Consider the following 13,210-nt stretch of genomic DNA (forward strand, 5'->3'; position numbering starts at 1 on the left):
GCCAACCGTCCGAAGGGCGTGGTCCCTTCGGCATACCCTGGATGCAGCCGCCGCCCGAGGGTCCGGCGGGCCGGACACATCCACCGTCCGACGTGCGCGTGCGGCCGGTGGGCAGGGGGGCGGAGCCGACGGGCGACGGTCCTCCGCAGCAAGGGGACGTCGTGAGCGATCTGGGTGAAGTGGCCTTCGAGTACGAGTACGAGGCGATGCGGGCACTCAGCAGACGGAAGAGCCGCAGACTGCGCGCCATGGCCGCATCGCTCCGGGACATCGTCGACAACCGGGCCGGAGCCGACCCCACCACACTCCTGCTCCACCCCGACATCCCCCCGGACGTCCCGGGCCGGTGGTGCCGACAGCACGGCTACACGGCAGGACTCGGCGCCGACGGCCTCACCATCCGGCGCGACGGGGAACCGCCGGCCGTCGCCCGGCTCGGCGACACACTCCGCTGGGACGGCCGACGGATCCACGTCGAGCCCCGGGACTGAGGCGAGTTCGGGCCGGTCCTATGGATCACGGTGAGTGTTCTCCCTAGGCTGGCCCGACCTGTCTGCGTGGTTCTCCAGGAACGGAGATGTGCATGCTCAGCAAGCGCGAAGCCGCCGAAGCCGTCCGTCAGGCCAAGGTGAGAACAGGGGTCACCTGGGCCCAACTGGCCGAAGCGGTCGGCAAGCCGCTCGCCTGGACGACGGCGGCGCTGCTGGGGCAGCACCCCATGCGCGAGGAGGAGGCGACGACGGCCGCGGCGCTCCTGGAACTCGGCGACGACGCGGTCCTCGCCTTCCAGCTCCAGCCGACCCGCGGGGCCCTGGACGCCGCCGTCCCCGTCGACCCGACGATCTACCGGCTCTACGAAGTCGTCCAGGTGTACGGGCCGACCATCAAGGAGCTGATCCACGAGCAGTGCGGTGACGGCATCATGAGCGCGATCAACTTCCGGCTCGACGTACGGCGGGTGCCCGACCCCGCGGGCGACCGCGTGGTCGTCACCCTCGACGGGAAGTACCTCCCGTACCAGTGGTAGCGGGATCACCCGTGGCCGGACCCGTCGTGTCCGGATCAGGGACGGGGTGATCGGTGGTAGCGCGGCCGGTGGTGGCGCGCCCCCTCGCGGGGGCGGTGCGCCCACCGGCCGTGGCGGCGGCCCCGCACGCCGTCCGGCCGGCCGCCTCGGCCGTCTCCATCGCGCCGGCCAGGCGCTCTCGCCGGCGGCCCCCGTCGCGGCGCCGCGCCCACCGCCTGCGCGGCCGCTCTCCGGGAGCACCGGCGTCAACCGCGTGACTCCGCCGCACTCGGCCGAGCGGTAGGCTTCCCGGCATGCGCTCGTCCGAGCGCATGCCGGGAGACACATGACGCCGAGGAGCGGGAGTTGCACGTCCAGGAGTGGCTCGAGACGGTGCCCGCGGTCAGCATCTACGCGCTGGTGGCCCTGGTCATCGGTCTGGAGAGCCTGGGCATACCCCTGCCCGGCGAGATCATCCTGGTCTCGGCGGCTCTGCTGTCCTCCCAGCACGCGGGGATCAATCCCGTCATCCTCGGGGCGTGCGCCACCGTCGGCGCGGTGGTCGGTGACTCCATCGGCTACGCGATCGGCCGCCGGGGCGGACGGCCGCTGCTGGCCTGGCTCGGCAGGAAGTTCCCCAGGCACTTCGGTCCGGGACACATCGCGACGGCCGAGCGTTCGTTCCAGAAGTGGGGCATGTGGGCCGTCTTCTTCGGCCGCTTCATCGCCCTGCTGCGCATCTTCGCGGGGCCGCTCGCCGGTGTGCTGAAGATGCCGTACTGGAAGTTCCTGATCGCCAACGTGCTCGGCGGGGTCGTCTGGGCCGGTGGCACCACCGCGGTCATCTACTACGTGGGCGTCGTCGCCGAGTCCTGGCTGAAGCGGTTCTCGTGGGTCGGACTGGTGCTGGCGGTGCTCATCGGGCTCGGCTCGATGCTGGTCGTCAAGCGCCGGGCGAAGCGGGTGTCCGCCGAGCTGGACGAGGTCCGGCCGGAGCCGGTCGCCGCCGACCAGGTCCCCTGAGCCGACCGGGCCCCGCGGGCACCGGCCGGCCGCGACCGGGGACACGGGCGCCCGCGTCCCCGAAGGCCACGCCTCAGCTCCCCGCCCGCTCCACCGCGTCCCTGTGCGCCTTCGCCAGCTCCACGTAGAAGGTGCCGTTGAGCGTGAGACCCTCCCGCTCCTCCTCCGTCAGCGGACGCTTGACCTTCGCCGGGACGCCCGCCACCAGCGAGCCGGGCGGGACCCGCATCCCCTGCGGGACCAGGGCCTGCGCCGCGACCAGCGAACCGGCGCCGATCACCGCCCCGTTGAGGACCGTCGCCCCCATCCCGATCAGACAGTCGTCCTCGACGGTGGCGCCGTGCAGCACGGCGTTGTGCCCGACGGAGACCCGCTCGCCCACGGTCACCGGGAAGCCGGGATCGACGTGCAGCGTGCAGTTGTCCTGGATGTTGCTGTCGGCGCCGATGACGATGGGCCCGCAGTCGGCCCGCAGCACCGCGCCGTACCAGACGCCGGCGCCCGCCCCCAGGGTCACGTCACCGATGACCACCGCCGTGGGTGCCGTGAACGCCTCCGGGTCCACCTGCGGATCCTTGCCGCCGATCCCCATGATCAGCGCCTGCTGCGTCATCGCCGCCTCCTCGTCGTCGGTACACCGGCACCGTATGCCATGATCCCCGGCGCGGTGGGGCGAAGATCACAGCCGTGATCCCTGCTGGCTCCCACTCCCCCTGAGTACGGTGAGCGCGTGCCCAGTAACAGGAACAAGTTCTCGTCATGGCGGCGCCGTCTCGTGCAGCGTGCCGTCCACGCGGGCTGGGCCTGGGTGCAGCGCACGGCCTCCGTCACGGCCGAACATCCGGGCCGGCTGCGCTTCGGGGCGATCGGAACGGGTACCAGACTGGCCTTCCCGCTCGGCACCGTCTTCGGCGAACCCTGGATCCATCTCGGCGACCACTGCATCGTCGGCGAGCAGGTCACCCTCACCGCCGGACTGATGCCCGACCTCGACCTCGGCCCCGAGCCGATCCTGCGCCTCGGGGACGGCGTGGTGCTCGGCCGCGGCAGCCATGTCATCGCGGACACGACGGTCACCATCGGCAGCGACTGCTACTTCGGGCCCTACGTGTACGTGACGTCCACCAACCACTCGTACGACGATCCGCACGAGCCCATCGGCAAGCAGTGGCCCCGCATGGAGCCGGTCGAGATCGGTCCCGGCTGCTGGATCGGCACCGGGGCGGTGATCCTGCCGGGGGCGCGGATCGGGCGGAACGTCGTGGTGGCCGCCGGCGCGGTGGTACGCGGCACGGTGCCCGACCACGCGGTCGTGGCGGGCGCTCCCGCCCGGGTCGTACGGCGCTGGGACCCGGCGGCCGGATGGCAGCCGCCGCTGCGCACACCGGCGCCCGTGCCGATCCCCGACGGCGTCACCCCCGAGCAGCTGCTCGCGCTGTCGGGCCTGGACGAGGCGGCCGTGGCCCGGCTCGCGGAACTGGACCTCGCGACGGGCGAGGTCGCCGGGGACGTACGCGCCGAGCCCTGATCGCCGCCGCGCCGTGGGCACGGGCACCGGCCGGGGTGCACCCGGCAGCCGGCTCGGTCCGTGCCGGACCCGGACCGGCCGGACCGCGCCGAGCCGGTGTTCACCCCGTCGCGAGCAGGACCGTGCCGACGAGGGCCAGGCCCGCGCCCGCCGCCTGGATGCCGCGCAGCCGTTCGCTGAGGAACCCGCGCGCGGCCAGCGCCGTGACCACCGGGTAGAGGGAGGCGAGCACGGCGGCCACCGTCACCGGGCCCAGGTGGGCGGCGACGGAGTACGTGCCGTTGGCCGCCACGTCGGCGAGGCCGACGAAGGCGAAGGCCGGGAGCGCGCGCCAGGGGAAGCCGCCGTCGGGCAGTCCGGCGGAGCCGTGCCGCACCGAGACCCCCAGCGCCGCACCGCCCGCGACCACATTGGTCACGCGCTGCACGAACAGGGCGAGGAACAGGCCCGTGACGGACGAGGACGCCTCCGCGATCAGGACGAACACCGTGCCGAAGCCGAGCGCCGCGAGCAGCGTCAGCAGGATCGCCTGCCGCTGCACGGGGGCGCCCCTGAACTGCGGGCCGCCCGCGAGCACGACACCGGCGAGGGCGACCGCGATGCCCGCGAACTGCAGCGGTCCGGGCCGTTCGCCCAGGACGAGCCCGACGGTGAGCGGGACGGCGACACCCAGGGAGCCGAGCGGCGAGACCACGCCCATCGGGCCGAGGGCGAGGGCCTTGTAGAACGAGAAGAGCGCGACCGGTCCCACCAGGCCGGCCGCGACCGCGAACCACAGCCGCGGCCCCGCCTCGCCCCAGGCGCCGGTGAGGACCACGATCACACCCAGGACGCCCGCCGCGACCGCCTGCGAGACGACGACCACGGTCAGGGCGGGGGTCCGGCGGGTCAGCAGGCCTCCGCCGAAGTCGGCCAGGCCCCACAGGAGGCTGGTGGCCAGGGCGAAGAGCGCTGTCATGAGTCGCCTCGCAGTACAGTTCGGTGAACGATCGGGTGCACCACACCATAGTTCACTCTATTGAACTCTGTCATTCACAATATTGGACGGAATGTGTCGGACCTCGACCTGCTGACCCAGTCCCTGGCGCGCAACGTGAAGCGCTGGCGCACCGAGCGCGGCTTCACCCTGGACGCACTCGCGGCCCGCGCCGGGGTCAGCCGCGGCATGCTCATCCAGATCGAGCAGGCCAGGACCAACCCCAGCCTCGGCACCGTCGTCAAGATCGGCGACGCCCTCGGGGTCAGCATCACCACGCTCCTCGACTACGAACAGGGCCCGAAGGTCCGGATCGTCCCCGCCGAGCAGGCCGTACGGCTGTGGCACACGGACGCCGGCAGCTACAACCGGCTGCTGGCGGGCACCGAGGCCCCCGGCCCGCTGGAGATGTGGGACTGGCGCCTGATGCCGGGCGAGGGCAGCCCCTCGGACCCGCACCCCACGGGAACCGTGGAGCTCGTCCACGTCACGGCGGGCGATCTGACCCTCACCGTCGACGGCGTCCCGCACCGCGTGCCGGAGGGGGCGAGCGCCTCCTTCGAGGCCAACACCCCGCACCGGTACGGCAACGACGGTGACGTACCCGTGGAGCTGGTCATGGCGGTGTCGGTCCCGCTCGTGCACTGAGACCCCCGGCCGGGCGCCCCCGGGCGGCTGTTAGCGTGCGGTCATGCGCGCCCCCATCGGAGACTTCGACCACGCCACGCCCGCTCCCGAGTGCCTCGGCGACCTCGTCGGCCCGGTCGCCGACGCCGTACGGGCCTGGCGGGGCACCGTACCCGCCGAGCAGATCGTGTACGTGGACACGGACCCCGCCCGGGCCGACACCGCGACCTTCGTCGAGCACTACGGCAGGGAACTGCTCGACGTGTCCGCCAACTGCGTGGTCGTCGCGGGCCGGAGGGGCGCGGAGACCACGCTCGCCGCGTGCCTGGTCCTCTCCACCACCCGGGTCGACGTCAACAACGTCGTCCGCCGCCGGCTCGGCGCCCGGAAGGCCTCGTTCGCCTCGATGGACGTCGCGACCGGCGAGACCGGCATGGAGTACGGCGGCATCACTCCCCTCGGACTGCCCGCCGACTGGCCCGTCCTGGTGGACCCGGCGGTCGCCGAGCTGCCGTACGTCCTGGTCGGCAGCGGCCGTCGGCGGGGAAAGCTGCTGGTACCCGGCAAGGCGTTCACGGAACTGCCCAACGCCGTGGTGACGGAGGGCCTCGGCGTCGCCTGACACTCCGGCACCCGGGCGGAGCCGGAGCGGAGCCGGTGCGGGGCCGGCGGTATCGGGGCGGGTGCCGGGCCCTCGCGTGTCGAACGGTTGCCGTGGCCCGCGCGCGATCACCAGAATGACGCCATGCCGACCTTCCCCGCCCCCGACGGGACCACGCTCGCCTACCACGCCGTGGGGGAGGGCGCACCGCTGCTCTGCCTGCCCGGCGGCCCGATGCGGGCCTCGGCCTACCTCGGTGACCTCGGCGGACTGTCCCGGCACCGTCGGCTGTACCTGCTCGACCTGCGGGGAACCGGCGACTCCGCCGCCCCCGACGACCCGGCGACGTACCGATGCGACCGACAGGTCGCGGACGTCGAGGCCTTCCGCACCCATCTGGGACTGGACACCGTAGACCTTCTCGCCCACTCGGCCGCCGGTGATCTCGCCCTGCTGCACGCGGCCGCGCATCCGCACCGTGTGCGCACCCTCACCCTGGTGACCGCCCGCGCGCGGGCCCTCGGCGTCGACTTCAGCCGGGAGCACCGCCGGGAGGCGGCCCTGCTGCGCCGCTCGGAGCCGTGGTTCGAGGAGGCGTACGACGCCTTCGGGAGGATCTGGGCCGGCTCGGCGACGGATGCCGACCGGGACGCCGCCGCTCCCTTCTTCTACGGCCGCTGGGACGCGACCGCCAGGGCGCACGCCTCCGGTGAGGTCGGACAGACCAACGAGGAGGCCGCCGGACTGTACGCGTCCCCCGGTGCCTTCCGGCCCGCCGCCACCCGCGCCGCCGTCGCCGCGCTCGGCACGCGGATCCTGCTGCTCGCGGGCGAACTGGACAGCGGGCCGCTGCCGCGGGTGGCCCGCGAGGCCGCCGCGCTGATACCCGGGGCGCGTCCGGTCGTCCAGCCCGGCGCCGGGCACTTCCCCTGGCTCGACGACCCGCGGTTCTTCACGGAGACCGTCGTCGAGTTCCTCGAACGGGAACGGTGACGGCCGACGGGACGGAGGTACCGCGGTACGGAGGTACGTCGCGGCCCGGGGCGTGGCCGGGAGAGGCGCCGCGTCAGGTCAGCCGCAGATCGATCCACTCCGACGGGTCGCCGGGCAGCACATAGCGCTCGGTCTCCGTGAATCCGTGCTTCAGGGCGAAGCGCAGCCCGTCCTCGTTCGCGGCGAGGACGACCGTCTCGATCACCTCGGCGCCCAGCTCCCGCGCCTGCTCAAGACCCCGCGTGTACAGTTCGCCGCCGAACCCGCGGCCGCGGTGCCCGGGCAGCACCCGGGCGATCACGGTGGCCGTGGCCGTGCCGGGTTCCGGCGGCCGGACCGTCGTGCAGCCCACCAGGACGTCGCCCAGGTGGACGACCTCCAGGAGGTTGCGGACGGCCCGCTCCCGGACCTCGTCGAGGGAGAGCGCGGCGGGCGGGACGATCACGTTGTGGACGTGACGCCAGGCTTCGAGGCCGGGTTCGTCGGCCGGCCGCCGGAAGAGGAGAGTGGACACCTCGGCAGCAAACCCGGCTGCCGCGCACGGCGTCAACCGGGTTTGCCGCACGGGCCGGGGACGGCGCGCGGCGGATCAGCCGAGACGGGGGATCTCGATGGCGGGGCAGCGGTCCATGACCATGTCGAGCCCCGCCGCGCGGGTCCGCTCGTACGCGGCCTCGTCGGCGACGCCGAGCTGGAACCAGACGGCCTTGGCGCCGATCGCGACGGCCTCGTCGGCCACCGCCCCGGCGAGGTCGCTGTTGACGAAGACGTCCACGACGTCGACGTCGAACGGGATCGCGTCGAGCGAGGGATAGCCCTTCTCGCCGTGGACGGTCTCGGCCTTCGGGTGCACGGGAACGACCCGCTTGCCGTGGCGCCGCAGGACGTCGGCGACCCCGTACGCCGCGCGCCCCTGGTTCGACGAGAGGCCGACGACCGCCCAGGTGTCGCCGAGTTCGTTCAGGATCCTGCTGATCGTCGTCCGGTCGCCGTACACGGTCGTCCTCCTGGGGTGCTGCCGTGGAATGTCATCGCCGTTCAGCTGTTTCAGCTGTTCAGCCGAAAGAACGGCGGACGGCGCGGGAGGATTCCCGGATCGCCGGACGTGGTTCCGCGATCCCCGGCACGGACCCGGAGCTGCGGGCGGGCGCGGGGACGCCGGTCGGGCGCTCGCCTCAGCCGCTCCCGGTTCTCGGGCGGCTCCGGTCCACGGCCGTGTCGAGCAGCGCCATCGCGTCGTACCCGGGCGTGCCGGGCTCGGCGTAGTAGGCGACGAGCCGGTGGCCGGGGGTGCCGTCGAGCTGCATGGACTGGTAGCCGAGGGTCAGGTCGCCGACCTCCGGATGGTGGAACGTCCGATGGCCGTGGGAGCGCAGCCGGACGTCGTAGTGGTCCCACAGCCGTGCGAAGTCGGGGCTCTTGAGCAGGAGTTCGTCGACCAGCGCGGCGAGGTCGGGGGCGTCGGGGTCGGTACCCGCGAGGGCCCGCATCCGCCCGACGCAGGCACGGACCTGTTCGTCCCAGTCGTCGAAGAGCGAGGGCGCGTCCGGATGGAGGAACACATAGCGCGCGACGTTGCGCTCCCGGGCCGGCCACTCGTCCAGACCGGCGAGGAGCCGCATCCCGCCCGGATTGCACGCGAGCACGTCCGACGTACGGCTGACCACGTGGGCGGGGTTGGGCCGCAGGCTCTCCAGGAGCAGCCGGACGCCGGGCCGCACGGTACGGGTGGGCGCCGCCGGTTCCCGCGAGGCGTCGCGCGCGGCCCGCGCGACGAGGTCGCGCAGGTGCTCGTGCTCCCGCGCGTCCAGACGGAGGACCCCGGCGAGGGCGTCCACGACCGCGGGGCTGGGGCGGGTCTCCCGGCCGCGTTCCAGCCGTGTGTAGTAGTCGATGCTCACCCCGGCGAGCATGGCCAGCTCCTCGCGGCGCAGTCCGGGCGGCCGGCGCAGGGCGGGCCCGACCCTGAGACCGGCCTCCTCCGGGGACACATGGGTACGGCGGGCGCGCAGGAAACTCCCCAGATCCGTGCCGCCGCCGCTGCCGTTCCGCCGCTCACGTGCCATGGCCACCAGTGTGGCAGCCCGATGACCTGCGGGGCAGGAGAGCGCGGGGCCGTGTCACGCCCGCGGACGCGGTCCCGGTGCGCGGCGGGCCCGTCCGCCGGGATGCGGGTGGGGCCCGCAGGCCGGAAGCTCGGTGGGGGGAGACCGCCCGCCCCGAGACCAGCCGAGGAACACCATGACCACCATCGCCGTCGTCGGAGCCGGACCCGGCCTCGGAGCCGCCGTCGCGCGGCGCTTCGGCCGCGCGGGTTTCGACGTCGCCCTCGTCTCGCGCGACGCGGACCGGACGCGGACGTTCGCCGACGAACTGGCCGGGGAGGGGGTGACGGCGCGGGGTTTCGCAGCCGACGTCCGTGACCCGGCCGCGCTGGAGGCGGCTCTCGACGCCGCCGTCGCCACGCCCTGGGGCCCATCGAGGTCCTGCAGTACAGCCCGGTCCCGCACCGCGACTTCATGCGCCCCGTCCTGGAGACCGGTGCCGCCGACCTGGTCGGCCCGATCGAGTTCTCGGTGTACGGTCCCGTCGTCGCGGTGCGCCAGGTGCTCCCCGGCATGCGGGAACTCGGCCGCGGCACCATCCTCTTCGTGAACGGCGGCACCGCCGCGCTCCCGCACGTCGAGCGCGCCGGCACCTCCATCGCCTTCGCCGCCGAGAGCGCCTACGGCCATCTGCTGCACGAGGCGCTCGCCCCCGACGGCATCCACGTCGCCCAGTTCGTCATTCCCGGCGCGATCATCCCCGGGCACCCGAGGAAGGACCCCGACGCCCTCGCGGAGGCCCTGTGGACCATCCACCGGGACCGGCACGGGTACCGCCACTTCGCCGACGACCTCGAAGCCTGACCCCGCGGACACCCGGACGGTCCGGCGGGCCGACCGTCCGGAATGGCGGCGACCGTCCTGCGCGCGGCCCTTCGGCCGCCTACGCTCACCTCGTGCTGCGTATCACCGACGCCCGAACGGGCGAGACCGTCGACGCCGTCCGCGCCCGCCGCGGCCTGACCCGCGTCGAGGCGCACGTGGCGGGGGACGACCTGTCCGCGCTGCGGGTGCTGCTCGTCGCCGACGTGCTCGCCAGGGCACTGGAGCTCGGCGGGACCCCCGTCGTCACGGTGGCCGACCCGCCCGCGGGACTCAGGGCGCTCGCCGACGCGCTCGGCATCCGGCGGGCCGAGGGCGAGCGGGGCGGCGCGGGCCCGGCCCTGCACGTGGTCGGGACGACGGGCGGCTCCGCCGACGGACCAATGGCCGGGGGACCGGTCTCCGAGGGACCGGCCTCCGACGGACCGCCCCCCTCCGACGAGGACCCCGCCGGACGGGCCACCGTGATCCCCGGCCTCCCGGACCCGGAGCGCGACGGCGTCCGCGTCGAGGTCGCCCCGGTGAGCGGCACCGCCGATCACGCGCTGCTGCGGATGATCCTGCTCACGACCCCGCGCGGGCACTCCCTCGACCTGGCCGCCGCCGACCTCGACGGCTCCCGCGAGACCCTCGCACGCTGGCGCAAGGCCGTCGCCGGCTGGGCCACCCGGCCCTCCCGTCCCGTCCCCGAGCCCGTACGGCAGGAGTTGCGCGCCGCGTGGGAGGACGACCTCGATGTCCCCGCCGTGCTGGCGGTGCTGCGGCGCGTCGAGCACGCCGAGGACGTGCCGGACGGCGCCCGTTTCGAGACGTACGCCTACGCGGACCGGCTGCTCGGACTCGAGCTCACCCGTGACATCGGGACCCAGTGGTGATCGCACGCGCCGGAGCCGGGCCGCTGCGCAGACTCGTCGTCCTCAGGCACGCCAAGTCCGCCTGGCCCATGGGCGTCGGCGACCACGACCGGCCGCTGGCCCTGCGCGGCCGCCGCGACGCCCCCGCGGCCGGGCGCGCCCTCGCGGACGCCGACTGCCTGCCCGACCTCGCGCTCTGCTCCACCGCCGTGCGCGCCCGCCAGACATGGGAGCTGACGGCGCAGCAGTGGGGCACCCCGCCGCCCGCGCGGTTCGACCGGCGGCTCTACGGCGCCGACGCACCGGAGTTGCTCGCGGCCGTACACGAAGTCCCGGACCAGATGATGACGTTGCTGCTGATCGGCCACAATCCGGGGCTGCAGGAGCTGGTCCTCGACCTGGCCGGGGACGGTCTCGACGACGCGCTCGACGACGTACGGACGAAGTTCCCGACCTCCGCGGTCGCGGTCCTGGCCTGGCACGGGGGTTCCTGGGACGACCTCACCCCGGGCGTGGCCCTGCTGACGGACATGATCGTGCCGCGCGGCCGGAAGAAGCCCTGAAGGGCCCGGGGATCAGCCCACGTGGACGCGGGGCCGTCGTTCCGGGTCGGGCTCGGCGCGCCGGAGCACCTCGCGGGTGACGGGGGCGACCTCGCCGTCACCGAAGACCAGGAAGCGGACCAGGTGACTCAGCGGGTTGCCCTCGGTCCAGTTGAAGTAGGCGTGCGGGACCTGGCCCGTCCGGTCGCGCAACCGCATCATGACGGCCGCGATGGTGTTGGGCACGGTGGCGCCCTCGACGCGCAGCCTGCGCACCCCGTGCTTCTCGTCGCCGTGCACGGCGAGGTCGGCCGTGAAGTCCGAGGAGTCGGTCACGAAGATCTCCAGGAACAGCACGGGACGGCCGTCCGGTATGTGCGTCTGCTCGCGCTGGCTGTACTCCTTGGCGCGGTACTCCCGAGTGCTGTGCTCGTGCGGTTCGTTGGCTATCAGCAGCAGCGGCCCGCTCGCCGCGGCCTCGTCGACGAACCGGGCCGCCGCCTCGTCGAACGTGACCTCCGCGGCCCGCAGTTCGAAGGCGCGGCGCACCCTGGAGGCGAACGAGGTGGACAGGATCGCCAGGATGAAGATCAGCGCGATCTTGATGCCGTCGGGACGCTCGATGACGTTGGTGACCAGCGTGTAGCCGAAGACCGCGGTGATCGCGCCGAAGCCGAGCGCCGCGACCCGGTGGCCCCGCTGGTGCACGGCGACGGCCGAGGCGAACGACGCGGAGAGCATCAGGACGAGCACACCGGTCGCGTACGCGCCGCTCTGGTCGTCGACGTTCGCGTCGAACCACAGGGTGATGAGGACCGCGGCGGCCATGAAGACGAGCACCAAGGGACGGACGGCGCGCGTCCACTCGGGAGCCATGCCGTAGCGGGGCAGATAGCGCGGGACGAGGTTGAGGAGGCCGGCGAGCGCCGAGGCACCGGCGAACCACAGGATCGCGATGGTCGACACGTCGTAGACCGTGCCGAAGCCCTCGCCGAGGTACCGGTGCGCGAGATAGGCGAGGGCGCGGCCGTTCGCCGAGCCGCCGCTCTCGAACTCGCTCTGCGGGATCAGGATCGTCGTCGCCAGGCTGGACAGCAGCAGGAAGCAGCTCATGATCACCGCCGCGGTGGTGAGCAGCCGCCGGGTCTCGCGGATCCGGCCCGCCGGCCGCGCGTACGTGTCCGTGGGATCGCCCTTGACCTGGGGCATCACGGCCACACCTGTCTCGAAACCGGACATGCCGAGCGCCAGCTTGGGGAAGACCAGGAGGGCCACACCGATCATCGCGAGCGGCGAGGAGTGCTCCGCCGTCATCGCGTCGGTCCAGTCACCGACCTTGTGCGGGTGACCGAGCACCTGGAAGGCCGCGGTGACCAGGACCACTACGTTGAGCGTGAGATACGTGGCCACGAGTGCCACGGCGATGCCCATGGCCTCCTTGAAGCCCTTCAGGAAGACCGCGCCGAGCGCCGCCACCAGGAGAAGGGTGATCCACATGTTCGCGCCGTGCGTCCAGTGCGGGGCGAAGGGGTTCTCCACGACGTGGGCCGAGGCGTCCGCCGCGGACAGGGTGATCGTGATCAGGAAGTCGGTCGCCGCGAACCCGAGCAGCACCAGCACGAAGACCTTCCCCGCCCACCAGGGGAGCAGCCGTTCCAGCATCGCGATCGAGCCCTCGCCGTGCGGGCTCTCCTTGGCGACCCGGCGGTAGACCGGCAGCGCGCCGAGCAGGGTCAGCGCGATCAGGACGAGGGTCGCGAGCGGCGAGAGCAGACCGGCCGCGAGGGCGGCGATGCCCGGCTGGTAGCCGAGAGTGGAGAAGTAGTCGACGCCGGTGAGACACATCACCCGCCACCAGGTGTGGCCCTGGTGCTCGGTGTCGGGGGTGGCGTGCGGGCCCGGGTGACGGGCCGACCGCTCGGTCAGCCCCTCGAGGAGCCAGGCCCGCCAGCGGGGAGCGGCGGCGGAGGGGACGGGACCCGCGGGCCCGGCCGGTTCCGCGTTGTCCACCTGGGTGCCGGTCATGCTGCGGTCTCCCTGTGATCGGCCGGGCCGGCGGTCCGGCTTCGGGCAACGAGGAGCGAGTATCCACCACGCCCTCGCGCGGCCCGGCGCCGGGTCGACCGGCCCGGG

Annotated in this window: 15 protein-coding genes and 1 pseudogene; 10 read left to right on the forward strand and 6 right to left on the reverse strand. The window is 73.6% G+C overall.

Features of this window, described 5'->3' with window-relative positions:
* Window positions 1–161: 161 nt before the first annotated feature.
* The 3 genes from OG776_RS34060 to OG776_RS34070 all read left to right on the forward strand — a co-directional run bounded on the left by OG776_RS34060 (window position 162) and on the right by OG776_RS34070 (window position 2,029).
* Entirely contained in the window at window positions 162–491 is a 330-nt protein-coding gene (locus tag OG776_RS34060) for a hypothetical protein (protein ID WP_148007964.1), read from the forward strand.
* A 92-nt stretch (window positions 492–583) separates the two neighbouring features.
* Entirely contained in the window at window positions 584–1,027 is a 444-nt protein-coding gene (gene cynS, locus OG776_RS34065; RefSeq protein ID WP_148007965.1) for a cyanase, read from the forward strand.
* Between the two features lie 345 nt (window positions 1,028–1,372).
* Window positions 1,373–2,029, forward strand: a complete 657-nt coding sequence (locus tag OG776_RS34070) for a DedA family protein (RefSeq protein ID WP_148007966.1) — start codon at window positions 1,373–1,375, stop codon at window positions 2,027–2,029.
* A gap of 73 nt (window positions 2,030–2,102) precedes the next feature.
* Here the strand turns inward: OG776_RS34070 and OG776_RS34075 are convergent, their stop codons facing one another.
* Window positions 2,103–2,642: a gamma carbonic anhydrase family protein gene (locus OG776_RS34075; RefSeq protein ID WP_148007967.1), complete on the reverse strand. Its 540-nt coding sequence runs from the start codon at window positions 2,640–2,642 to the stop codon at window positions 2,103–2,105.
* A gap of 117 nt (window positions 2,643–2,759) precedes the next feature.
* On the opposite strand from OG776_RS34075, the gene OG776_RS34080 reads away from it, so the two are divergent.
* Window positions 2,760–3,557, forward strand: a complete 798-nt coding sequence (locus OG776_RS34080) for an acyltransferase (protein ID WP_148007968.1) — start codon at window positions 2,760–2,762, stop codon at window positions 3,555–3,557.
* Between the two features lie 100 nt (window positions 3,558–3,657).
* Here the strand turns inward: OG776_RS34080 and OG776_RS34085 are convergent, their stop codons facing one another.
* Window positions 3,658–4,515, reverse strand: coding sequence for an EamA family transporter (locus OG776_RS34085; protein ID WP_148007969.1), 858 nt, complete (start codon window positions 4,513–4,515; stop codon window positions 3,658–3,660).
* A gap of 93 nt (window positions 4,516–4,608) precedes the next feature.
* On the opposite strand from OG776_RS34085, the gene OG776_RS34090 reads away from it, so the two are divergent.
* The 3 genes from OG776_RS34090 (at window position 4,609) to OG776_RS34100 (ending at window position 6,754) form a co-directional block, all read left to right on the forward strand.
* Complete coding sequence (locus OG776_RS34090; protein ID WP_148007970.1) at window positions 4,609–5,181, forward strand: helix-turn-helix domain-containing protein; 573 nt, start codon at window positions 4,609–4,611, stop codon at window positions 5,179–5,181.
* Between the two features lie 43 nt (window positions 5,182–5,224).
* Window positions 5,225–5,782 carry a YbaK/EbsC family protein gene (locus OG776_RS34095; protein ID WP_148007971.1) on the forward strand — a complete coding sequence of 186 codons (558 nt, stop codon included), beginning with the start codon at window positions 5,225–5,227 and terminating at the stop codon, window positions 5,780–5,782.
* A 123-nt stretch (window positions 5,783–5,905) separates the two neighbouring features.
* On the forward strand, window positions 5,906–6,754 hold the full coding sequence (locus OG776_RS34100) for an alpha/beta fold hydrolase (protein WP_329323046.1): 849 nt from the start codon (window positions 5,906–5,908) through the stop codon (window positions 6,752–6,754).
* Window positions 6,755–6,827: 73 nt separating this feature from the next.
* On the opposite strand, the gene OG776_RS34105 is transcribed toward OG776_RS34100, so the two are convergent.
* The 3 genes from OG776_RS34105 to OG776_RS34115 form a co-directional block, all read right to left on the reverse strand.
* Window positions 6,828–7,268 carry a GNAT family N-acetyltransferase gene (locus tag OG776_RS34105; protein WP_148007973.1) on the reverse strand — a complete coding sequence of 147 codons (441 nt, stop codon included), beginning with the start codon at window positions 7,266–7,268 and terminating at the stop codon, window positions 6,828–6,830.
* 75 nt (window positions 7,269–7,343) lie between these two features.
* Complete coding sequence (locus tag OG776_RS34110; RefSeq protein ID WP_148007974.1) at window positions 7,344–7,751, reverse strand: CoA-binding protein; 408 nt, start codon at window positions 7,749–7,751, stop codon at window positions 7,344–7,346.
* Window positions 7,752–7,929: 178 nt separating this feature from the next.
* A complete protein-coding gene (locus OG776_RS34115) occupies window positions 7,930–8,820 on the reverse strand; it encodes a helix-turn-helix transcriptional regulator (protein ID WP_329323048.1) in 891 nt (296 codons plus the stop codon).
* Window positions 8,821–8,995: 175 nt separating this feature from the next.
* Between OG776_RS34115 and OG776_RS34120 the strand changes: the two are divergent.
* From OG776_RS34120 to OG776_RS34130, 3 genes and pseudogenes are all read left to right on the forward strand, one after another.
* Window positions 8,996–9,663, forward strand: a pseudogene (locus OG776_RS34120) (SDR family NAD(P)-dependent oxidoreductase).
* Window positions 9,664–9,755: 92 nt separating this feature from the next.
* A complete protein-coding gene (locus OG776_RS34125; RefSeq protein ID WP_148007977.1) occupies window positions 9,756–10,556 on the forward strand; it encodes a hypothetical protein in 801 nt (266 codons plus the stop codon).
* Window positions 10,553–11,098, forward strand: coding sequence for a SixA phosphatase family protein (locus OG776_RS34130; RefSeq protein ID WP_329326574.1), 546 nt, complete (start codon window positions 10,553–10,555; stop codon window positions 11,096–11,098). Before OG776_RS34125 ends, OG776_RS34130 begins: the two co-directional genes overlap by 4 nt.
* A 12-nt stretch (window positions 11,099–11,110) precedes the next feature.
* Here OG776_RS34130 and OG776_RS34135 read toward each other — a convergent pair whose 3' ends face one another.
* Window positions 11,111–13,102 carry an amino acid transporter gene (locus tag OG776_RS34135; protein WP_187285513.1) on the reverse strand — a complete coding sequence of 664 codons (1,992 nt, stop codon included), beginning with the start codon at window positions 13,100–13,102 and terminating at the stop codon, window positions 11,111–11,113.
* Between the last annotated feature and the right edge of the window lie 108 nt (window positions 13,103–13,210).

The sequence above is a fragment of the Streptomyces sp. NBC_01689 genome (genome assembly GCF_036250675.1).
Taxonomy (GTDB): Bacteria; Actinomycetota; Actinomycetes; order Streptomycetales; family Streptomycetaceae; genus Streptomyces.